This is a genomic window from Bacteroidota bacterium (assembly GCA_016706255.1).
Lineage (GTDB): Bacteria > Bacteroidota > Bacteroidia > Chitinophagales > BACL12 > UBA7236.
Window position 1 is genome coordinate 135,827 of record JADJJZ010000030.1, and the last position, 22,785, is coordinate 158,611.

Genomic DNA, 22,785 nt, shown 5'->3' on the forward strand with positions numbered 1-22,785 from the left:
AAAAACCCGGTGCCGAAATCAATTTAATTAATCCAGCTCAATTGCCTTACTTTTTTGTTCTCCGGCCATTTCATTTAACGATTTAATATCACTTGCAACAATTTGTTTTAGCTTATTAAGCTGCACATCGATACGTTTCGTTAAATCATCATACTTAGTATACATGGTTTTTGTTGGTGCCGTATCTGCCATTTGAAGAAAATAATTTAATCCCGCAATTTTTTCTTCCAGCATTATCGGAAATTTCAAATTATCTTCATAAGCAAGAATTAACGGATTATAAAGCTGTTCTTCAATTGCTGTTAATGAATCAACAATCGGTTTACATACTTTTTCAAAATTTTCTTTTTTCGTTTCGTCTGCTTCTGCATCAGTATGTGCTGCAATTTGTGATTTAATACTTCTTATTAACTCAGTAGCCGCTGCAATTTCATTTAATTTATCACAAATCTTTTTGTTCATGTCAAATTGCGCCTGCAAATCTTGTTGTGTTGCCGGATTACGAGGGTCTTTTTGAATAGTAAATTCTTGTGTTCCAACAATTGAATCGCCAATAAACATTTTAGCGGTGTATTTTCCGGGAACAGCCAAAGGCCCCATTAAGGAGGCTTCAAAAGTGGCGCTGGTATCACCTTTCGCATCAGGGTAACGCATATCCCATACAAATTGATGCATGCCTTTATTGCCATTTAATTTACCGGATTCAGCATGTTTTTCATTTTCATAAAATTCATCTTTTGTTGTTACCGGTGTGCGTTTATTATCATATAAATTGGAATAAGTAATTATTTCATCACCATCGTTTTCATAAAAAACAATTTTTAATTCATCTGCTGGTTTTTTCTTTAAATAATAATTTATTTTAACACCAACTGCTTCGTTTTCTCCTGTTTGATCACTGGCTTCTTCTGAATTCCAATTTGGCCCCGGTGTTCTCCATCCATCGTGAATTGGATAAAGATGAACAGCATTTTTTTCTATTTCTTTCCAGCTATCATTATTTTTTGCCAATTCATAAATTGGTGTAATATCATCTAAAATCCAAAAACTTCTTCCATGTGTTGCAATAACAATATCGCGTTCGTTTTTATTTATCTGAATATCTACAACTGGTGTTACCGGAAGATTTAATTTTAATGGCTGCCAGAATGCACCATCATTTATCGAAAAATAAACGCCTGTTTCTAATCCTGCAAACAACAACCCCTTAACATTCGGGTCGTTGCGAACACAGCGGTTATAAGTGTTTTCCGGCAAACCATCGGTAATTTTTGTCCAGGTTTTACCGTAATCAGTTGTTTTATAGATATAAGGATGTGTATCATCTGACTTATATCTTGTTGCTGAAACATAGCAGGTCCCGGCATCAAAATGTGATGGTTCCACATAACTTATCATACTCCATTCAGGCAAACCCGTTGGTGTAACATTTGTCCAGTTTTTACCATTATCCTGCGACACAAATACATATCCATCATCACTACCCGACCACAAAATACCGGCTTGCACATATGATTCAGCAAAGGCAAATATGGTAGCATAAAACTCAACACCTGTATTATCTAAAGTAACCGGGCCGCCACTTGGTAATAGTGTTTTTGGATCATTTCGTGTTAAATCCGGTGATATGGTTTCCCAGGTTACACCACCATCAAAACTGCGGTGCACATAATTACTTGTTGCATACATACAACTTTTATTATGTGGTGAAAATAAAATCGGAAACGTCCAGTTAAATCTTTTTTGTGCAGTATTTGCTCCGGCTCCATAATGTTGCTCCGGCTCTACTGAAATAATACGATACATATCGTTTGCTTCATTAAACGAAGAAAAAATCCCATCATATTCTCCGCCATAAGTAATTTCTGAATTTGTCGGGTCGGGAACAATATATCCCGCCTCACCTCCTGCAACCCAACGCCAGTCGCCTTCTCCAATACTTCCACCACTTGTTCTGGAAGCAATTTTTATTGATGAATTATCCTGCTGCCCACCATATGCATGGTAAGGAAAATCATTATCTAAATTTACATGATAAAATTGTGCGGTTGGAATATCTGTTTCCGACCAGGTAGCACCATCATTAAAAGTAATTGTTGGACCACCATCACCACCAATAATATAATTATCAGGATTGTTTGCATTAATCCACATTACGTGATTATCCCAGGTATTTGTTTCTGCTCTTTCAAAAGACGAACCACCATCTTTACTTCTCCAATATTCAACACTTAAAATAAATAATTCATTATCGTTTTGCGGGTCAACATAAATATTACTGAAATACCATGGTCGTTGAATTAAATCATTTTCTTTTGTTAATAAACTCCAGGTTTCACCACCATCTCCTGAAAAATAAATTCCGGCATTATCTTTATTTTCAACTGATGCCCATAAATTGTTATGATTTTTAGATGAAATGGTCACTATTATTTTTCCCATCAAACCCTTTGGCATTCCCGGGTTTACAGAAATCATTTTCCAGGTATTACCACCATCAATACTTTTATATAAACCACTTCCGTTGCCACCACTGCTTAATGAATACGGTGTGCGAAATGCCTTCCACATGCTTGCATAAATAATATTCGGATTAGTTGGATCTAATTTTACATCAACACAACCTGTTGTATCATTTGCACCTTTTAAAATTAAATTCCATGTAGCGCCGCCATCCGTAGTTTTATATAATCCTCTTTCTTTATTAGGCCCCCAAATATGACCTTGTGCTGCAACGTAAACAATGTTTTCATTTTGCGGATGTATGGCAATTGAACCAATCGCATAACTATCATTTAATCCGATATGTTTCCATGTTTTTCCTGCATCAATCGATTTATACATACCATCACCAAACGAAATATTTCCACGCATTTCCACTTCGCCTGTGCCTACATATACAATATTGGAATTTGTTTGGGCAACTTCAATTGCACCAACGCTTGAAGATGTAAATATCGAATCAGAAACACAGTGCCAGCTAACTCCTCCGTCTTGTGTTTTCCAAACACCACCTCCTACCTGACCGGCATAATATGTTTGGTTATCGTTGTAAGCTCCTGTTACGGCAATACACCTCCCGGCCCTGAAAGGGCCAATGTTTCTCCAGTGTAAACCATTATATAATTCTGCAGGAATTATATTTTCGGTTTTGGGTTGCGTTGGATTGCTTTTTTTACCGGTTTGAGCAAATGTTGAAGTGAAACAAATTAACAGGGAAAAAAGGAAGGATAATGATTTCATAAATTTAATTAATGGTAGATACAAATATACAATTTACCTAAATTTGCTATAGTGGCTTTATTTGAATATCGGATAAACAATTTTATATATTGCTTTTTTTACTTCAAGATGTAAATACCGGCTTGCATGCCTTTTACCGAAATATTTTTTAATCCTGATGTAGTATCGCCACTTATTACTTCATACGCTGAAGAAAATCCGGAAATACGTTCTGCAAACCTTGCTGCATCAAGAGTATAGGATTTCGAACTTGTATTCATGATCACCATTATTGTTTCTTTTTCGGTGTAACGAAAATAAACATACACACCCTCTTCCGGAATAAACTGCATGAGTTTACCATTTTTAATTGCATCCGAATTTTTACGCCAGTTGGCAATTGTACTTACATAATTGTAAATGTCTTTTTCTTTTTCATTAAGATTACTGGTATCAAATTTATTTACCAAATCTCCTGTCCAGCCTCCGGGAAAATCTTCACGCACTAAACCATCTTCCGGAAATGAAAAGTTTTTCATACCAATTTCATCTCCATAATACCATTGCACCATTCCCCTGGTTGTCATAATAAATGCAATCCCCAATTTAAACTTTGCAACATCTTCTCCAACTACCGAATAAAATCTGCTTACATCATGATTGCTTAAAAACAATACATTTTTCATAACATCGCCATACATATAATCCTGTGAAAGATTATGATAAATGCGTGTTACACCATTGTACCAGCCAAACCCTTCATTTAAGCCGGTGTTGAGTGCATCATATAAGTTAAAATCGGTTACACCCGGTAATTTAGAATTATAACCGGTAATTAAATGATTATCGCCCTGAAAATAGCCCTGCACGCCAACACCATTTACCCATACCTCACCAAAAATTCCGAAGTTGGGATATTCATAGTTAATTGCTTCAGACCATTTGGTTAAAAATTTTAAATCTGAATAAGGATAGGTATCTAATCTGAACCCATCGATATGATAGTTTTCTATCCACCAAATATTATTTTGAATAAGATAATTCGTTAAAAAAGGATTGTCCTGATTTAAATCCGGCATATGTACATCAAACCAACCTTCATTCATTTTTTTAATATCATATTCGCTTGCATAAGGATCTATTTTTACACTGGTGCGATAATTACTGCGAACAAACCCGGTATCCCATTGATGAATCCAGTCTGCCATTGGTAAATCTTTAATAAACCAGTGTTCAGAACCTACGTGATTATGAACAACATCTACAACAACTTTCATATCGCGTTTATGCGATTCATCTACATACGTTTTAAATAAAGCGCTGGTTCCATATCTTGGGTCAATATTATAATGATCGGTTGCAGCATAACCGTGGTAACTCCATTTTGGTTGATCATTGGTTATTAATGGTGTACACCAAGTGGCGGTAACACCTAATTTTTTTATATCGTCAAGGTGATTTATAATTCCCTGCAAATCGCCACCATGTCTGCCTTTTGGGTTTTTTCGATCTACTGTGTCTTCTTTTAGTCCGGCAACAACATCATTAGTTACATCGCCGTTGGAATACCTATCGGGCATAAGCAGATAAATAAAATCGCCGGCGTTTAATCCATATTCAAATGTTCTTTTTTCGCGTGCATTTAGTGAATATGGCTGAACAAATTTTGTTTTGCCCATACTAAATTGCAGGTTCACAATTCCCGGTTTGGTATTATCATCAATTACAATTTCTGCGAATAAATAATTTTTATTTTCTACAGTAGTTGCGCTGATTAAATGTACACCGGGATAATTTATTTCCAATTGAAAATTACCGATGTTTTTTCCGTGAATCATTAATTGCACACTGGAGTCGCGCATGCCTACCCACCAATTTGGCGGACAAATATTTTCAACTTGCTGAGCAGATAGTAGTGTAGTAGATACTACCAATAATAACAACAGGACTTTTTTCATTGTATAAAATTAATTAAACCAAATCACCTAACATAAAAAAAGAGGCTTTCGTTTATAGAAAGCCTCTTTGAATAATTATTTTAAATATTAATAACCCGGATTTTGAATTAAATTCGGATTTGCTACAATATCATCAGAAGGAATTGGGTAAAGATTTAAGTATTCAGGTACTGAAGCGCCTGAATAAGATCCACCTTTAAAGGCCCAAACATATTCACCACCGGTAAATAATCCGTAACGAATTAAGTCTGTTCTTCTATAACCTTCTAGTTGTAATTCACGTGTACGTTCTTCCAAAACAGATTCCGGAGTAATAGAACCCACATTATGCGTAGCATCGCCATAAGCGCGTTCGCGTAAAGCGTTCACATAACCTAAACCAAGGCTTACATCACCTGCGCCGCGGGCAGCACATTCAGCGTACATTAAATACACATCTCCTAAACGGAACATTGGAAAATCTGTATCTACATAGTTTCCCGTAATATCTGAACCAACCTGACCGGTGCTCGTAATGTTTCTCCATTTTGCAATTGGCCAACCTACAACAAACTGACCTAACTGAGCATCGTCAGTAAAATCAAGTGTTTGACCATCTAAGAAAAACATATTCCTTGCATCATCGTTATCAGGGAAATTGGCTGCGTATTGCGGTGTTGAGCGGTTTCCACCCCATCCGAACTGAACACCAAAATAAGATGAGTCGAGAGCACTCATTGCATCACCACCAATTGTTGAGTGGGTTAAAAACGTAGTTCCTCCAAAAGTTTGTGTAAACATACCATCAAATGTTACCGGGAAAATAATTTCATTTGAATTATGGTTATCTGCCATAAATAAATGGTCATAAACCGGTTCTAAAGTATATCCACCTTCATTAATAATCTTTGCGCAATAAGTTGCACAGTCTGAATATCTGGCTGTTCCTGTATACACTTCTGCATTTAAATAAACTTTAGCAAGTAATGTTTGAACTGCGCCTTTTGTTGCCCGGCCATATTCATTAACTGCAGGTAATTCAGATTCAATAGCAAGTAATTCAGATTCAACATAGGTAAACAAATCTGCTCTGGTTATACGCTTAGGTGCGTCTGAACCAAAAGCATCTTCTTCAGTAATAAATGGAACATTACCAAATAAATCCATTGCATGATAATAACTTAAAGCACGAAGAAAACGCACTTCAGTACGATAACCTCGGATTAATGTTTTATCTGCATCTGAAAATCCACGTTCATCCATTTTATCATCTGTAGATTCACGCAAAAATTCATTACATAAAGGAATCTGAAAATAAATACGATAATACATCGCTTCAACAAAATCGTTTGTTGATGACCATTGCATTTTATTTAATTCAGGAATACCCGGGTCATTCCATGCACATTTAATTGCGTCTGTTGGAATTTCCTGTAAATTCCATAAAACGCGCACATATTGAGAAAACCCTTCATCAATACCTGAAATATCCGGATTACCCGCAGGACCCTGATTTCCGGAAATAGCTAAACCGGAATATATTTTTGCCAAAACGTGAATATAATTTGCAGGATCTTCATACACAGCAACAGAGTTTAATCCGTAAGCCGGTTCCAAATCCAAATCATTAAAACACGAAGGTGTGGTAATACTTACTAAAGTAAGTAGCATTACCGGAAAAATTATTTTATTTTTCATCACTGATAAATTTATAATTTAAGATTTGCACTGATTGAATAAATGCGTGGTCGCGGATAAATTGTTTTATCGATACCCGTTGCAATTTCAGGATCTAAACCTGAATATGGTGAAATCACAAATACATTCTGAACAATTGCAGAAACAGTTAATGAGGCATTATCATTAAATACTTTCCCTACATCATATCCAACACTAAAATTATCCATGCGCACAAACGATGCATTTTCAATGTAATAATCAGATAACAACTGATAAGTTTGGAATTCTGTTTCTAAATAATTTGTAGAAAGATTTTGCATATAACTACTCGCAGGAATGTTTTGATAAACGCCGCGTGTTGAAGAAATGTTATTATACATGTATTTACCAAATTCGCCGCGTAACGAAAAGCCAACAGACCATTTTTTATAACGGAAACTTGTATAAAACCCTGCATAAAAATCCGGTGTTGGGCTTTTTCCTTGAATTAAATCATCTGCATTTATAATTGAATCATTATTTTGGTCAACATATTCTCCTTCAATTGGATTGCCATCCTCATCATATACCTGCTCATACATGTAAAATGTATTTGCCGAATAACCAACAGCTTGTATTTGTACTTTATTTCCAATACCGCCATCAATATCGCCAACTAAAATTCCCGGTGAATTAGGGTCGGCAACTTTGGTTAAATTGGTAATTTCATTTTTATTAACCGTTCCATTAATGCCAAATTCAAGATTCATATCTTTTTTGTTGATGGCAACAATATTAATATTAGCTTCTACACCCATGTTTTCCATACTGCCAACATTGGTTAAAATTTTGTTGGTAAAGTTGGTTCCTGCAGGAATTGAAATAGTTGCTAATAAATCGTCAGTAATTTTTTTATACACATCTAAACTACCGGAAACTTTATCGCCGGCAAATCCGAAGTCGATACCTACGTTGTAACTTGATGTTTCTTCCCATTTAATATTTGGATCATAACCATCAGGACGGAGTAAATAATAAAATACATCGCCAAACTGATATTGTGCTGTAGATGTACTTGAATCATAATTTGCGATATATGGATAGTCGTTAAAAATATCCTGCTGACCGGTTACACCGAAACCTGCTCTGAATTTTAAATACATTTTTGAATCGCTCATGAATTTTTCATCACTCACCAACCAAGCAACTGCAACTGACGGGAATAAACCCCAACGGTTTTCAGGACTAAATCTTGAAGAACCATCTTCTCGTATCGTTGCAGTTAAAAGGTATTTTGAATTCAGGGTATAATTTAAACGGCCATAAAAAGATATCAGCGCGTTTTCAGTTTCTGTAGGAATACCCGCAGGTGTTATTGTATCACCCGCAAAATTTAAACTGGCAAACGCAGGTTCTTTTCTTGTCCAAAACTGATAAGAATAACCCGCAGTAAAATCAATTTTGCTTTTTATTGAATTCACATCTTTTTTATAGTTCAGATATGCTTCCAACAAACGGTTGTCTTTACTTTGCTCATATTGATTATTCACGCCACCATTTGAAAAACTGGAAGCAGCTTCTTCCGGAACAACTATTGTTCCTGCACTGCGCGACATATCTAAACCACCGTTTACAACACCGTGTAAATCTTTCATTAATTCAAAATCCAGTTTAATGTTACCAATAAAACGGTTTACATTACTTTCATCATCGCGCTGATTTAATAAACCAACCGGATTTTTTGGAGCTAATGAAATTAATCCTGCAGCATTTTGCCATTCATAATATCCACCATAAATTGATGCAGCATCATAAACCGGTTTGGTTGGGTCAAATGTAATTGCCGTACCAATAGATCCCTGATCTGCAAAAAAGTTATCGGTATGAAAAAATTTACCGTTAGCGTCGGTTTTTAATTTACCATTAAAATAAGAAGGATTTAATGCAAGTGATGCACCCATTCTGTTTAATTGTGAACGGTCTAACACACCTTGCTCCATCATGTATTCCAGGTTTAAACGATAAGGTAAATTTTTAACCCCGCCGTAAAAAGTAATATCATTATCGGTAACAATACCTAAACGGTAAAGTTCACTTTGCCAATCGGTATTTTCTGTTCCTAATAATGCCTGTTGTGTTGCTGTTCCATTTGTATTAATTACATCACGTAATTCATCTGCTGTTAATACATCAACTGTTTGGGTAACAGTAGCAAACGATTCGGTTGTTGAAACATCAATATGTAATTTGGAATCAGAAAATCCTTTTTTAGTTGTAACAATAATTACCCCATTTGCTGCACGTGAACCATAAATAGCTGCTGCCGATGCATCTTTTAAAATGGTGATGTTTTCAATATCATCCGGGTTAATCAAACTTAATGCATTACCGGAACCCGAAATACCATTATTATCAATTGGCACACCATCAATTACAATTAAAGGATCGTTACTTGCATTTAATGAAGTACCGCCTCGTATTCTGATTCGGCTGCCGGCTCCCGGCATACCGCTGTTAGATGTAATTTGAACCCCTGAAACCTTTCCAACAATTAACTGCTCCGGTGTTGTTACATTTCCTGTTTGGAAATCTTTAACACCCACATTGGTAATTGAACCGGTTAAGTCTTTCGATTTTACCGTTCCATAACCAACTACAATTGCGGTTTCTAACATCAATGCGTCTTCTTCCATCGCTAAATCCTTCTTCATATTTTGACCTGAAGCAAGTGTAACGGTTTCAGTAATTTTTTTGAACCCGATGTAAGTGTATGTAATAACATACGTTCCCGGAGCTTCAAATGCAAGATTGTAAACACCGTCGATGTCGGAAATGGTACCTTGCCCTGTGCCATCAATTAATACAGTAACACCCGGAAGCGTTTCACCACGCGGGTCTGTAATAGTTCCCGATAATGTAGCAGCCTGACCCCAAACGAAGGCAGACAGCGACATACCCACCAGAACAAAAGTGCTTTTGACTAGTAAATAAACATTCTTCATGAACTTTTAGATTTGGTTTTAAAAAAATATCAGATATAATTTCATACGTTCACCAGAGATAAGGAGTGCAGCGACTGAAATTCTATGCAATTTTACTAATTGTTAATCGTAAAATAAGTCTTTTTGTAAGGAATTTATACGAATTTTTACTTACTTAAATTTATGATGGGTAAAACAAGCAGTTATTAAATATTCGATAAATTTGGAGGCCAATTGGCGTTCACATTGACAAAACAGCAATTTTTTAATTTTTTCTCTTTTTTGATATTGCTTTCCCCAATCGCTCCAAAAGGGTTGGCGATCGCGCAAAATGCCCTGTTTACAAGCATTCCGGCCGAATATTCCGGTATTGGTTTTGATAATGTTTTGGTCGAATCTGCTACGGCTAACGTTTATTTATATCAATATATGTACAATGGTGGCGGCATTGCTGCAGGCGATATTAATAATGATGGCCTCACCGATTTGTTTTTTACCGGCAATATGGTAAGCGACAGGTTGTATTTGAATAAAGGAAATTTACAGTTTGAAGATATTACAAAATCTGCCCTGCCAAATGAACCCACTGGTTGGAGTACGGGCACTACAATGGCCGATGTAAATGGTGATGGTTGGTTAGATATTTATGTGTGCCGCTCAGGTCAGTTTTCAACCGTTAACCGAACAAACCTTTTGTATATCAATAACGGAAATAATACATTTTCTGAACAGGCAGAAAAATATGGTTTAAATGATTCTGCATTTTCTACACAAGCAGCTTTTTTTGATATGGATGCTGATGGCGATTTAGATATGTTTTTATTAAACCATGCTGTTGTTCAACCACGAAGTTTAATATTGGGGGATTTACGCTATCAGCGAAATGAATTTGCAGGAAATAAATTATTTAGAAACGATAATGGATTTTTTACCGATATCAGCATCGCCGCAGGAATTAAAGGCAATCTGGTAAACTTTGGTTTAGGATTGAGTATTGGAGATATTAATAATGATAATTATCCCGACATTTATGTTACCAACGACTATCGCGAACAGGATTTTTTATATCTCAACAATAAAAACGGAACCTTTACCGAAGTGCTTAATAAACAAATAGGTCATATTCCGCTATTTTCTATGGGTTGCGATATGGCTGATATTAATAATGATGGTTTACTCGATTTATTTGTTGCCGATATGTTGCCGGAAGATAATTTCCGACAGAAAAAATTGAAAGGCCCGCTTCGATATGACGCCTATGAAATGAGTATAGAACTTGGTTACTATCACCAGATTATGCACAACATGTTACAGCTCAATAATGGTAATGGCACATTCTCTGAAATAGCCTACAGCGCTGGAGTTGCGGCTACCGACTGGAGTTGGGCTCCCCTTATTGCCGATTTTGATAACGATGGAATTTCCGACTTATATATCACTAACGGATATCGTCACGATTTTACCGATATGGATTTTATTAAATATGGTTACGGTGAAGTAGAAAAAGAAGCTCAGGCTGCAGGAAAAGAAATTAATACGCTCGATCTGGTTAACAGTATGGATGAATTAAAAATCAGTAATTATTTATTTTTAGGAACAGAAGAAATTAAATTTAAAAATATTACAGCATCCTCCGGCGCAAATATTCCTTCTTTTTCAAATGGTGGCGTGTATGCCGATTTAGATAATGATGGCGACCTCGATTTAATTGTAAATAATATTAATGATACCGCTTTTGTTTTTAGAAATAATAGTGAATCAATAAACAACAATCATTATCTGAAATTTAAATTTAAAAGTAGTTCCAAAAATGCTTCATGTATCGGTACAAGAATAAATATTAGCACAACCGATAAAATAATTACCAGAGAGTTAATGCCGACTCGCGGATTTCAATCTTCTGTGGAACCAATAATTCATGTTGGATTAGGCGAGATTAAAACAGTAGATGTTGAAATTATTTTCCCATCAGGAAAACGAATTTTTTTATCCAATCAAACAGTTGATACTCTTTTAATTTTAGATGAGCAACAGGCAAATTTGGTAATGCCTTCTCATAAATTACAGTCCAATTTATTTGAAGATGTAACAACTTCGGTTTTAAATTACGCACACAACGAAACAGCTTATATCGATTATAAACGTGAACCACTTTTGCCTTATAAACTTTCAGAACAAGGCCCGAAACTGGCTGTTGGCGATCTTAACAGTGATGGTTTAGATGATGTTTTTATTTGCGGCGCAAAAAATAAAAAAGCCAAATTATATCTCGCAAGCCCCGATGGTACGTTTAATCCGGTTGCAGGTGCAATTTGGGAAGCTGACTCTGCTCTTGAAGACATAGATGCCGTTATTTTTGATGTAAATGGTGATAAACTGAACGACCTATATGTGGTAAGTGGCAGTAATGAGTATGAAACGGGCTCCGGAATGTATCAGGACCGGCTCTATATCAATTCCGGTAATGGTGTTTTTATCTCGGCAACAAATAATTTACCCAATCTCGATTTTAGCAAATCTTGTGTAAAAACGAACGATTTGGATGGCGATGGCGATTTGGACCTTTTTTTGGGGGGGAAGTTAATACCGGGCAAATATCCACTTGCGCCGCAAAGCATGATACTGTTAAATAATAATGGCATTTTTTCTGACGTAACTGATAATTATTGCCCAGAACTGCACAATCTCGGAGCCGTGAACGATGCTGTTTTTGCAGATATTAATGGCGATAAAAAAATGATTTGATAATAGTTGGCGACTGGATGCCTGTTCAGATTTTTATTCGAACAGGCAATCGTTTTGTAAATACCACTCAAAAAGCAGGAATGAACTATACCTCGGGTTGGTGGAACACTATTGCTGCTGCCGACCTGGATGATGATGGCGATATCGATTTAATTGGCGGTAATCGAGGCACCAATCATCCAATTTTTGCTGATAAACAACATCCTGCAACCATTTATACGGCTGATATCGATGCAAATAGCACCATCGACCCAATTATTACCTATTTTTTTAACGATGGTAAAAGTTATCCGTATGCATCTAAAGATGATATGTTGGACCAGATTCCCGGCCTGAAAAAACCTTTTGTTTATTATAAAGATTATGCTGCCGCAACAATGTCGAAATTATTTCCCGGCATAAATTCCGACTCGCTGCCACAGTTAAATGCTTATCAATTTGAATCCGCTATTTTCAGAAATAATGGAAACGGTACTTTTTCAATTGAAATATTGCCTCCTCAAGCACAATATTTTCCTGTAAATAGCATCCTTATTCGAGATTTTAATGAAGATGGTTTTCAAGATATCCTTATTGCAGGTAATAATTATGATATTCGGCCTGAAAGTGGAAGAATTGATGCGGGGTTTGGTCTACTGCTAAATGGAAATGCAAATCATGATTTTACTGCGGTTCCATCTTTAAAAAGTAATGTATTTATTCCCGGTGAAACCCGCGATATGCAGATTGTTTCCATAAATAGAAAACATTATTTAATGATAGCTAAAAACCATGGCAGTTTACAGGTTTTGCAATTAAGTAATTAACCGCTTTTCAAATCAGCTTCTGCCAATTAAATGCATAAACGTTTTTTTGTAGGTTTCTGATACCGGTATTCTGATATTGCCAATTTTAATCCGCTCCTTTTCTATAGATTCGATTTTATCTATTCCTATCATGTATGATTTATGCACACGACAAACAATATTGGCCGGTATCATTTCTTCCAACTCTTTAAATGTTTGCAGCGTCATAATATTTTTATCCTTCAAAAATATTCTTCTGTAATCCCTCATTCCTTCTATATATAAAATATCCTGCAGCATAATTTTTTCCAGGCGATATTCTGTTTTTATAAAAACATATTTAATATCTCCGCTTTCAATTTTAGTAGTAAACAATTGCGCCTTTTCTACAGCCTGAAAAAAACGTTCAAACGTAAACGGTTTTAATAGATAGTCTGTTACATTTAATTCGTATCCCTTTAAAGCATATTCATGATAAGCCGTTGTAATAATTACTGCACATTCCGGTTTTGCTGCTTCCAGCATTTGTATACCCGATAATTCACCAAGATTAATATCCAGAAACAATAAATCAACCTTATTAGTTTTCAAATACAATAAAGCATCAACACCATTGTCGAAAGTTGCTTCCAGATTTAAAAAGGGTAACTTTTCCACGTAGCCCTTTGTCCGCTCCAATGCCAGTGGTTCATCCTCAACTATAATACAATGCATCATAATATGTCGATTTTTAATTCTACTTTATACAAACCATTTTCAGCGCTCACGGCCAACGAATGTCGTTCAGGATATAATAATTGTAATCGTTTTCTTATCAAACCATCCCCAAGTCCGCTATGCTCATCGTGGTCGTTAGTAATCGTATTAAAATTATTAATACAACAAAATAGTATCGTTTGTTTGTCAACAGCAATTTTAATGTCTATCGCAGGTTTTGCTTTTTTATCGCTAACATGTTTAAATGCATTTTCAATAAAAGGAATAAACAACATTGGCGCTATTGTTAGGTTCGGAGCTTCTCCTTGAACATTTAAATGCACATAATCCGGATTATTACTTCTTATTTTATGTAGCGCAATAAATTTATTGATATATTCCAATTCTTTACTAAATAATATTCTTTCCGGCTTGGTTTCATACAACATAAAACGCATAATATCCGAAAGCTGATTTAAATAGGCTGATGCCATAACCGGATCTTTGGTTATCAGCACATCAATATTATTAATTGTATTAAATAAAAAATGCGGATTAATTTGCGATTTTACCAACGCGAGTTCCATTTCAAAGTTTTTCCTGTTTAAATCCTCTTTCAATTTTATTTCAGAATACCAGGTTATAAAGCCACGCATTACCAAGCCTACAACACCATTCAACATGGCAACAAACGACAAAAAAGCTAACATCGATAAAGCAGTCGCAAAATTTTTATCCAGAAAAAAATGGTAGCCTAAAAATAAATTAGTGGAACCCACCAGCGCACCAATTATCGCCGAACTAACTGCTACCACAACCGCACCAATAAAAAAGGCAACGATTTTTCGTTTGTGTAAAAATTTAGAAAACAAAATGGTGTAATATCCATAAAAACAAAACACCCCCGGCAAAATGGTTGTGGCTGTCATCATTCGATACCAGTTCCATACTGACATGTTTTCATCATTATTATTATATCCTGCAGCCGCATTGCTTAATCCAAACAACACCGTCAGCAATAACATAAAAATAAGCCAATACCCAATATGTAATAAAACAATAACCGGCTTTTTCATTTTTCAAATGTATGTTTAATTTCTAGAACTCATCTCAAAAATAGGTTTGTGTTAGTATTTTCAAGTATTCGCTCTTTAGCCGAGGCGCTTGAAGCAGCCCATACTGGAGGAAGTACGGGCAATTCAAGCAACGAAGGATAAAGAGCGAAGACGCAGAAAAGACGTCAAAGGTATTTTTGAGTCGAGTTCTATTAATCACCCTTTTTCCGAACGATTTATATATATCACATAGCTTATAACGGTAAACACCGCAAAATAACCTAAGCTCCAGAAATAAATATTTACGCGACTCATCATTTCAGGCGAACCCATTATGGTGAGCGGACTATAACTGAACGGACTCAGATAAGCATGTTCCCAGCTTCCAATTAAAATTAACGTGGTAACCAGAAACATTAAGCCAACACCTATCGGTACCAGGAAATTTTTAAACCGCAAACTAATTAAAAACTGGAAAGCCAATACAGGCAAACAGGTAATTAATATTTTACCATTATTCATCAATAAGTCCTTAAAAGGAAATGTTGAATTTGGCAATTGTTTATCAAATATCAACGACGGAACGATGCCGGATAAAATAAATGCGATATTGAAATAAATAAAAAACTGAAGCGTAAGCCCTATAATAACAATAAACTTAGCCGTAAAAATGGTGCTATACTTTTGAGGTGTTGTATGTAATTGTTTCCAGGTATTATTTCTAAATTCCATTTGTGTTATTAAACTCGTTGCCAATATCAGCCCCATAGGCAATAAAAAAACTACCATCGATTGCCATACCTGAAAAAAATGTGCCGTCCACAAATTAGTATCTTCTCCATAAGTACTAATTGTTTTATGGTTATATATAAATCCAATCAAAAAAACAATGGGTATAAATAAGCCGCCAACCAGACTAAGCCATGCACCGGCGCTTTTGCGTGTTTTTAACCATTCGCTTTGAATACTATTTATCAATTGCATATTATTATTTTATAAGGTCCATAAATATTGATTCCAAATCATTTTTAATCACACTAATCTGATAAACAGCAATACCCTGCTCCACCAGTTGTGTATTCACAAGTGCAACTTTGTCCGGCTCAGTTAATTGAATGCGCAGCCCTTTTTCATATTCAACAGCGGGTAATCCCGCAGCCTGTAAAATATTTTTGGTGGCAGGTAGATTATTTGTTTCAAAATAAATTACCGATTGTTGTTGTTGCGCTTCATGCAACGATTGCATAGTACCCTGAAAAATTAATTTTCCTTTATTAATAATACCCACATGCGTTACCATTTTTTCTATTTCTGCAAGTAAGTGACTCGAAATTAAAATGGTAAGCCCCTGCTCCTGATTAAGTTTTTTGAGCAATTCGCGTATTTCAATAATACCATTGGGATCCAAACCGTTGGTGGGTTCATCTAATATTAATAATTCCGGCTCATGCATTAATGCAATAGCAATACTAAGCCGCTGTTTCATCCCCAACGAAAATTTTCCGGCACTTTTTTTACCGGTATGTTCAAGGCCTACTAACTTTAATACTTCGGCAATTCTGTTTTTATCACAGCGATAAATTTTTTGTAATAACGCCAGATTTTCACTCGCCGATAAATGTGCGTAAATAGATGGCGCCTCAATTAACGAACCGGTTTTGCGCAAAATTGATAATCGGTTTCCCTCAAAATCTTTCTCAAAAAATTGAATCGACCCTGTTTGTTTTTTTAACAGTCCGAGTAACAACCGAAGTGTGGTTGTTTTTCCGGCACCATTTGGTCCCAAAAATCCATAAATGGAGGCTTTGGGCACCGCAAGTTCAATATCACTTAAAACGGTGTCTTGTCCGTTAAAACGATACGATAAGTTTTTGGTTGTTATGCAATACATATACTGATTTTTACTTTTAGTAATGTAAAAGTATATGCAAGCTAAGCCATACAAATTATGTAATAGGCTATTTAATCCGGTTTGTCTGCAAAACCGGCAAAATGTTCTGCAAAAAAAAAGCGGGCCTAAACCCGCTTGTTAATTTTATTTGGTAACTACCGTTACTGTCATCTTTACATCTTGTAATGGCCTGTCGCCATAAGCAGTTTTTACTGCTGCAATTTTATCAATTACTTCCAATCCTTTTACTACTTCGCCAAACACAGTATAGTTCATATCCAGAAATGGTGTTCCACCAATTGTTGTATACGTTTCAATTTGTTCCGGTGTGTAAGTAATATTGTAAGAACGTGCTATTTGATCAAGTTCCGCTTTCGAAGATACTTTTCCCTGCACAATATAAAATTGTGAGCCTGAACTTGCTTTGGCAGGATTCACCTGATCGCCCTGACGAGCAGCACTTAATGCGCCTTTTTTGTGAATTAATGCACGGTTAAATTCTGCCGGAATGGTATAACTTGGTCCACCTGCGCCTAATTGTACATTTGGAGCTGCATTTTTTGAATTCGGATCTCCACCCTGAATCATAAAATCTTTAATTACGCGGTGAAATAATAAATCGTTGAAATAACCTTCTTTAGCAAGTTTTAAAAAGTTATCGCGGTGTTTTGGGGTTTCGTTGTATAATTTCACTACCATATCACCAAAACTGGTGCTGATATTTACATAATACTGCGTTGTGTCGTTTTGATTTTCCATTGTATTTGTTTGTGTTGTTGTTTCGGTTGTTGCAACAGGTTGCGCTTTTGGCCCTTCTGTTGGTTCAGCAGCTTTTTCTTTACAGGCTGCTAGTGCTATAAAGCAGGTTGCTATTAATACGATTTTTTTCATATGATTTTATTTTCTTCAAAATATCTGATAATGTTTAATTTAATTACACGCTCTTGTTCACCCGTATCCCACTGCGGCAAAACGCCTACTACTTCCCACATGGGCCAGTTGTCATCATCCCAGCCTGCAAAACGATAATAATTATCGTAACTCAGTAATTTGCAAACCGCAATATGCATCAAATCCTGTTTTTCCTCTTTGGTAAACTTTTCAATCAGCCGCCCCAATTCATTCATTCCAATCAAAAACAAAACAGCTTCCAGTTCCGGTTTTTTGCCAAACCTTTCCTTCATTTGCTTCAACACCGCTATCCATCTCGGATCAAAATCTATCGGTAATTCCTCCCTCGTCAAAGCATCCATGCCGCAAAGTTAAGTAAAGAATATCGATGGGTAAAAAAGCGCTCACTCCAACCTACAATGTGTTAAGAAAAACTTTATGCGTTAAAATTCGTTAGTACCGCACAACTTTGGCACAATTTGCGTTAATATTGTTGTATAAGTATGCAAACAAACAGTAATTATCATCTACTCATTCAAAAACTCGACGAGTTTATCAGGAAATATTACCTGAATCAGCTCATCAAAGGTTTGCTGTATACCGCGGCAATCGTAGTTTCTGCGTATTTATTATTCAGTTTTCTCGAATACCGTTTTTACTTTTCTACCGGAGTTCGAAAAGTGTTGTTTTACAGTTTCCTCGGCGGCACTGCTTTTTTATTGTGGAAGATGGTGTTTACGCCTTTATTAAAATACTATCATTTAGGCAAAACTATCAATCATAAAACCGCTGCAAGTATTATTGGGACACACTTTGCCGAGATTCAGGACAAATTATTAAACGTGCTCGAGTTGCGCGAACAGGCACAAGGCACCGGCAACCAGGCACTTATTGAAGCCGGTATCAACCAGAAAATTGAAAAAATTAAACCGATTCCGTTTTCACTTGCCATTGATATCTCTAAAAACAGAAAATATCTGCGGTACGCACTTCCACCTTTAGCCGTATTGGTATTTGTGGTGTTTGCTGCGCCTAATGTGTTGAAAGACAGCAACTTCCGTTTCTTAAAAAATAATACGCCTTTTGAAAAACCGGCTCCATTCAATTTTATGCTGCAAAATAAAAATTTGGAAGTGGTGCAGTATGAAGATTTTGAAGTGCAATTGAAAATAAACGGCGCCGTTTTGCCCGAACAGGTTTCTATTGTTACCGAAACCGGTACGTATACCATGCAGAAATCTGCCGATGATGCCTTTTCTTATGTATTCAATAAAGTACCTTCAAATACCGATTTTCATTTCTTGGCAAATGGTTTTAATTCTAAAGAAGCAAGACTCACCGTTGTTCCAAAACCAACCTTACTCAATTTTGCTATCGATGTTAATTATCCTGATTATACCGGAATTAAAGATGAACGTTTACAAAACACCGGCGATTTATTAATTCCTGAAGGAACAAATCTTGAATGGTTATTTAATACAGAAAATACCGACCGTATTGAATTGTTTTTTGAAGGGCAGAAAATAAATGCTGTTAAAGATGGTAAATCTGCATTTAAAAGTACACGCCGTGCAATGACCAACGAAATTTATAAAATTGGAATTGGCAACGAACGCGTATATAATAATGATACTATTAGTTATACCATTACCGTAATACCTGATACGTATCCTGAAATTACTGCTGAACAATTTAAAGACAGCACCGACGAAAAATTCTTTTATTTTTTGGGAGAAATAAATGATGACTACGGATTTAAATCCATGCAATTTAAATATAAAGTTGAAGGCAGAGATGCCGGTGATAATTATTTTGTAAAAGAAGAAAAAAGTGAACCGGTAGGAATTCCTTCAGGTGTAAAAAATAATCGTTTTACACATGCTTTCGATTTGCGTGCTAAAACATTGCAACCCGGCGATCGTGTTACTTATTATTTTGAAGTGTGGGATAATGATGGCGTGCATGGCAGCAAAAGCACGCGCACAGCAACGATGCAGTTTGTAGTGCCTACAATCGATGAGTTGCAGGATATAAAAGATGATAACAATAAAGATATTAAAGACAAACTTGAAAATGTTTTAGATGATATTGCTGATGTAAAAAAACAAACTGAAAAACTGGAAGATAAAATTTTCGATAAAAAAGAATTGAATTGGGAAGATAAAAAGGCGATTGAAAATCTGATGCAAAAAATCAGAACATTCAGCAATCGGTTGAAGAAATAAAAGAGCAGTATAAAGAAAATCTCGAGATGCAAAAAGAATATCTCGAACCGGATCCTGAATTATTACAAAAACAAGAGCAACTTGAAAAAATGTTTGAAGAAGTAATTCCTGAAGAAATGAAAAAACTCATGGAAGAGTTACAGGAATTAATGGAGAAAATGAATAAAGAACAGTCGCTGGAAGAAATGAAGGACATGGAAATGAATAATAAACAACTCGAGCAGGAATTGGATCGCATGTTGGAATTATTCAAACAAATGGAGATGGAACAAAAAATGCAGGAAACCATCGACAAGCTGAATGAACTTTCAGAAAAACAGGGTAAATTATCGGAACAAACAGAGCAAAAACAAAGCGACAATAAAGAAAATATTGAGCAGCAGGAAAAATTAAATCAGGAGTTTGACGATGTTCAGAAAGACATGGAGGAAATGCGCGAAATGAACAAAGAACTCGAGGCGCCAAAAGAATTGGAAAATACCGAACAGCAAGAGCAGCAGATTGAACAAAAAATGGAACAATCGCAGCAGCAAATGCAACAAAATAATAAAAAGCAAGCCGGTCAGAGTCAAAAAAGTGCTGCACAGCAAATGAAAGAAATGGCTGCACAAATGCAACAGCAAATGCAGCAACAACAGCAAGAGCAGCAGGAAGAAGACATGGAGGCGCTGAAACAATTACTCGATAACCTGATAAAACTTTCGGTTGATCAGGAAGATTTGATGAATGAGGTGAAAAAACTCAAACCAACAAATCCAAAATTTATCGACCTGATGGCGCAACAGCAAAAAATTAAGGAAGACACTAAAATTGTAGAAGATAGTCTGCTCGCCCTCGCCAAACGCGTAACACAAATCAGCAGTTTTATTACGCGCGAAATGACTGATGTAAACACCAACCTCAGCAATTCCGTTGAGCAAATGGGCGAACGTCAAATCAACCAAAGCAATTTATATCAGCAGCTTACCATGACCGGGTATAACAACCTGGCACTGATGCTAGATGAGGTTTTACAACAAATGCAGCAGCAAATGGCACAATCAATGCCCGGCGCTCAGCAATGCCAAAAACCCGGCGGCAAAAACCAGTCGCAGATGCCTTCCATGAGCGAAATGCAAAAACAGCTCAACGACCAGTTGCAAAAAATGCAAGGTCAAATGAAATCCGGTCAAAAAAAGGGTGAACAACAAGGTCAGAGTAAAGAGTTGGCCGAAATGGCTCAAAAACAGGCTATGATTCGTGAAGCGCTGGAAAAAATGGCTCAGGAACTCGGCGGCGGCAATACCGAAGACGGAAAACTGGCAAAACAACTCGAACAGCTTGCCGACCAAATGGATAAAACCGAAGAAGACATTGTAAACAAGCAACTTTCTATTGAAACCCTAAAAAGACAGGAAGAAATTTTAACCCGACTGCTCGAAGCCGAAGAAAGTGAGCGCAAACGCAAGCAGGACAACGAACGCAAGTCGAATACAGCCAATGAAATTAACAGAACTGTTCCTCCGGCAATTGAAGAATACCTCAAAAAACGGAACGCCGAGCTCGATTTATACAAAACTGTTTCACCGGAATTGAAACCTTTTTACAAAAATTTAGTAGAAGAATATTTGCGGTCTATTAGCTACTAAACTGTAAACAAGGTAAAATGTCAGCAGAAACCTTAAGTAAACAAATCAGTCTCCAGTCACAACCTTCAAATATTGTATTAATCGAACCCTTTATTGAAGAGGTTCGAAGTCGGCTCAATATTGCAGATGAGATGTATGGAAACATACTCGTATGCATCACCGAAGCGGTTAATAATGCAATTCTGCACGGCAATAAAGCCGATGAAAGCAAACAAGTTGTGGTAAGCATCCAAAAAGAACAAAACAAATTAACCTGTCTGGTGAAAGATGAAGGTTGCGGTTTCGATTTTACCAATCTTCCCGACCCGACCGCACCAGAAAATATCGAAAACTGTGGTGGCAGAGGCATATTTTTAATGAAACACCTCAGCGACCTGGTGGTTTTTTCAAATGATGGATCAAAAGTGGAAATCCAATTCCGACTCTAATGGCTGCTATCCAATTCGCAAATAAAAACACCGCTTACAAACTCAAAGAAAAAGAGCGTATCGCCACCTGGATAGAGCGTGTTATTTTAATGCATCATAAATTCCCGGGTGATATCGAATATATTTTTTGTGATGATGATTTTCTTGCTGAGATGAATCAACAATATCTCGAGCACGATACATTTACCGATATCATCACATTTAATTATAATACCGGCCACTATATTTCCGGCGATATTTTTATCAGCATCGACCGAATAAAAGAAAATGCCGCTACTTACAAAACAACTACAGAAGAAGAACTCCATCGTGTAATGATTCACGGCATTTTACATCTATGCGGATTAAATGACAAATCTCCTAAAGACAAAAAACAAATGCAGGAGAAAGAAAATGAAGCGTTGGAAATCCTCACCCGCGTTTAATGAGTAATGAGTTGTCCGCAGCAGCGGACATGAGTGATGAGTTTTGTAATTTGTGTGTTTTTTAATGTTTCTCATATAATTACATTCCTCCACAAATTGCGTTGATTACATCAACAGAACCATTCTTCCGCTCTTACAGAGCTGGTGTTTTTGTGTCCGTCGTTTTTCTACCATTCTTTCGCTCTTACAGAGCTGGTTTTTTTATACGATTTATTTT

16 protein-coding genes are annotated in these 22,785 nt (G+C 36.3%); 6 read left to right on the top strand and 10 right to left on the bottom strand.

The features are described 5' to 3' along the window. Window positions 1-27 precede the first annotated feature (27 nt). The 4 genes from IPI65_23135 to IPI65_23150 form a co-directional block, all read right to left on the bottom strand. Window positions 28-3,243, bottom strand: coding sequence for a glycosyl hydrolase (locus IPI65_23135; GenBank protein ID MBK7444327.1), 3,216 nt, complete (start codon window positions 3,241-3,243; stop codon window positions 28-30). Window positions 3,244-3,341: 98 nt separating this feature from the next. Next, complete coding sequence (locus IPI65_23140; protein MBK7444328.1) at window positions 3,342-5,180, bottom strand: glycoside hydrolase family 13 protein; 1,839 nt, start codon at window positions 5,178-5,180, stop codon at window positions 3,342-3,344. Between the two features lie 87 nt (window positions 5,181-5,267). Beyond that, a complete protein-coding gene (locus tag IPI65_23145; GenBank protein MBK7444329.1) occupies window positions 5,268-6,857 on the bottom strand; it encodes a RagB/SusD family nutrient uptake outer membrane protein in 1,590 nt (529 codons plus the stop codon). A gap of 11 nt (window positions 6,858-6,868) precedes the next feature. Next, a complete protein-coding gene (locus IPI65_23150) occupies window positions 6,869-9,820 on the bottom strand; it encodes a SusC/RagA family TonB-linked outer membrane protein (GenBank protein MBK7444330.1) in 2,952 nt (983 codons plus the stop codon). Window positions 9,821-10,114: 294 nt separating this feature from the next. Between IPI65_23150 and IPI65_23155 the strand changes: the two genes are divergently transcribed. Together IPI65_23155 and IPI65_23160 are read left to right on the top strand one after the other, a co-directional pair. Beyond that, entirely contained in the window at window positions 10,115-12,544 is a 2,430-nt protein-coding gene (locus IPI65_23155) for a VCBS repeat-containing protein (GenBank protein MBK7444331.1), read from the top strand. Continuing rightward, window positions 12,541-13,350, top strand: coding sequence for a hypothetical protein (locus IPI65_23160; protein MBK7444332.1), 810 nt, complete (start codon window positions 12,541-12,543; stop codon window positions 13,348-13,350). The genes IPI65_23155 and IPI65_23160 overlap by 4 nt, the downstream gene beginning before the upstream one ends. A gap of 12 nt (window positions 13,351-13,362) precedes the next feature. On the opposite strand, the gene IPI65_23165 is transcribed toward IPI65_23160, so the two are convergent. The 6 genes from IPI65_23165 to IPI65_23190 form a co-directional block, all read right to left on the bottom strand. Next, window positions 13,363-14,043 (bottom strand): response regulator transcription factor, encoded by a 681-nt coding sequence (locus tag IPI65_23165; GenBank protein MBK7444333.1) that lies wholly within the window; start codon window positions 14,041-14,043, stop codon window positions 13,363-13,365. After that, window positions 14,043-15,101 carry a sensor histidine kinase gene (locus IPI65_23170; protein ID MBK7444334.1) on the bottom strand — a complete coding sequence of 353 codons (1,059 nt, stop codon included), beginning with the start codon at window positions 15,099-15,101 and terminating at the stop codon, window positions 14,043-14,045. Before IPI65_23170 ends, IPI65_23165 begins: the two co-directional genes overlap by 1 nt. 195 nt (window positions 15,102-15,296) lie before the next feature. Next, window positions 15,297-16,064, bottom strand: coding sequence for an ABC transporter permease (locus IPI65_23175; protein ID MBK7444335.1), 768 nt, complete (start codon window positions 16,062-16,064; stop codon window positions 15,297-15,299). 4 nt (window positions 16,065-16,068) lie between these two features. Next, window positions 16,069-16,971, bottom strand: a complete 903-nt coding sequence (locus IPI65_23180) for an ATP-binding cassette domain-containing protein (protein MBK7444336.1) — start codon at window positions 16,969-16,971, stop codon at window positions 16,069-16,071. A 144-nt stretch (window positions 16,972-17,115) separates the two neighbouring features. Further along, window positions 17,116-17,862 carry a peptidylprolyl isomerase gene (locus IPI65_23185; GenBank protein ID MBK7444337.1) on the bottom strand — a complete coding sequence of 249 codons (747 nt, stop codon included), beginning with the start codon at window positions 17,860-17,862 and terminating at the stop codon, window positions 17,116-17,118. Continuing rightward, entirely contained in the window at window positions 17,859-18,224 is a 366-nt protein-coding gene (locus IPI65_23190; GenBank protein MBK7444338.1) for a hypothetical protein, read from the bottom strand. The genes IPI65_23185 and IPI65_23190 overlap by 4 nt, the downstream gene beginning before the upstream one ends. A 141-nt stretch (window positions 18,225-18,365) precedes the next feature. Between IPI65_23190 and IPI65_23195 the strand changes: the two genes are divergently transcribed. From IPI65_23195 to ybeY, 4 genes are read left to right on the top strand one after another with little or no spacing between them, the layout of a single operon-like run. Further along, window positions 18,366-20,087 (top strand): hypothetical protein, encoded by a 1,722-nt coding sequence (locus IPI65_23195; GenBank protein ID MBK7444339.1) that lies wholly within the window; start codon window positions 18,366-18,368, stop codon window positions 20,085-20,087. Between the two features lie 26 nt (window positions 20,088-20,113). Further along, window positions 20,114-21,715 carry a hypothetical protein gene (locus IPI65_23200; GenBank protein MBK7444340.1) on the top strand — a complete coding sequence of 534 codons (1,602 nt, stop codon included), beginning with the start codon at window positions 20,114-20,116 and terminating at the stop codon, window positions 21,713-21,715. A gap of 17 nt (window positions 21,716-21,732) precedes the next feature. Then, window positions 21,733-22,143, top strand: coding sequence for an ATP-binding protein (locus IPI65_23205; protein ID MBK7444341.1), 411 nt, complete (start codon window positions 21,733-21,735; stop codon window positions 22,141-22,143). After that, the gene (gene ybeY, locus IPI65_23210; protein MBK7444342.1) at window positions 22,143-22,568 is read left to right on the top strand and encodes an rRNA maturation RNase YbeY; all 426 of its coding nucleotides are present in this window, start codon (window positions 22,143-22,145) and stop codon (window positions 22,566-22,568) included. Before IPI65_23205 ends, ybeY begins: the two co-directional genes overlap by 1 nt. Window positions 22,569-22,785 lie beyond the last annotated feature (217 nt).

Bases quoted from the DNA above. Each gene is read 5' to 3' on its own strand.
- IPI65_23135 (MBK7444327.1), bottom strand. From the start codon at position 3,243: ATGAAATCATTATCCTTCCTTTTTTCCCTGTTAATTTGTTTCACTTCA.
- IPI65_23140 (MBK7444328.1), bottom strand. From the start codon at position 5,180: ATGAAAAAAGTCCTGTTGTTATTATTGGTAGTATCTACTACACTACTA.
- IPI65_23145 (MBK7444329.1), bottom strand. From the start codon at position 6,857: ATGAAAAATAAAATAATTTTTCCGGTAATGCTACTTACTTTAGTAAGT.
- IPI65_23150 (MBK7444330.1), bottom strand. From the start codon at position 9,820: ATGAAGAATGTTTATTTACTAGTCAAAAGCACTTTTGTTCTGGTGGGT.
- IPI65_23165 (MBK7444333.1), bottom strand. From the start codon at position 14,043: ATGCATTGTATTATAGTTGAGGATGAACCACTGGCATTGGAGCGGACA.
- IPI65_23170 (MBK7444334.1), bottom strand. From the start codon at position 15,101: ATGAAAAAGCCGGTTATTGTTTTATTACATATTGGGTATTGGCTTATT.
- IPI65_23175 (MBK7444335.1), bottom strand. From the start codon at position 16,064: ATGCAATTGATAAATAGTATTCAAAGCGAATGGTTAAAAACACGCAAA.
- IPI65_23180 (MBK7444336.1), bottom strand. From the start codon at position 16,971: ATGTATTGCATAACAACCAAAAACTTATCGTATCGTTTTAACGGACAA.
- IPI65_23185 (MBK7444337.1), bottom strand. From the start codon at position 17,862: ATGAAAAAAATCGTATTAATAGCAACCTGCTTTATAGCACTAGCAGCC.
- IPI65_23190 (MBK7444338.1), bottom strand. From the start codon at position 18,224: ATGGATGCTTTGACGAGGGAGGAATTACCGATAGATTTTGATCCGAGA.
- IPI65_23195 (MBK7444339.1), top strand. From the start codon at position 18,366: ATGCAAACAAACAGTAATTATCATCTACTCATTCAAAAACTCGACGAG.
- IPI65_23200 (MBK7444340.1), top strand. From the start codon at position 20,114: ATGCAAAAAGAATATCTCGAACCGGATCCTGAATTATTACAAAAACAA.
- IPI65_23205 (MBK7444341.1), top strand. From the start codon at position 21,733: ATGTCAGCAGAAACCTTAAGTAAACAAATCAGTCTCCAGTCACAACCT.
- ybeY (MBK7444342.1), top strand. From the start codon at position 22,143: ATGGCTGCTATCCAATTCGCAAATAAAAACACCGCTTACAAACTCAAA.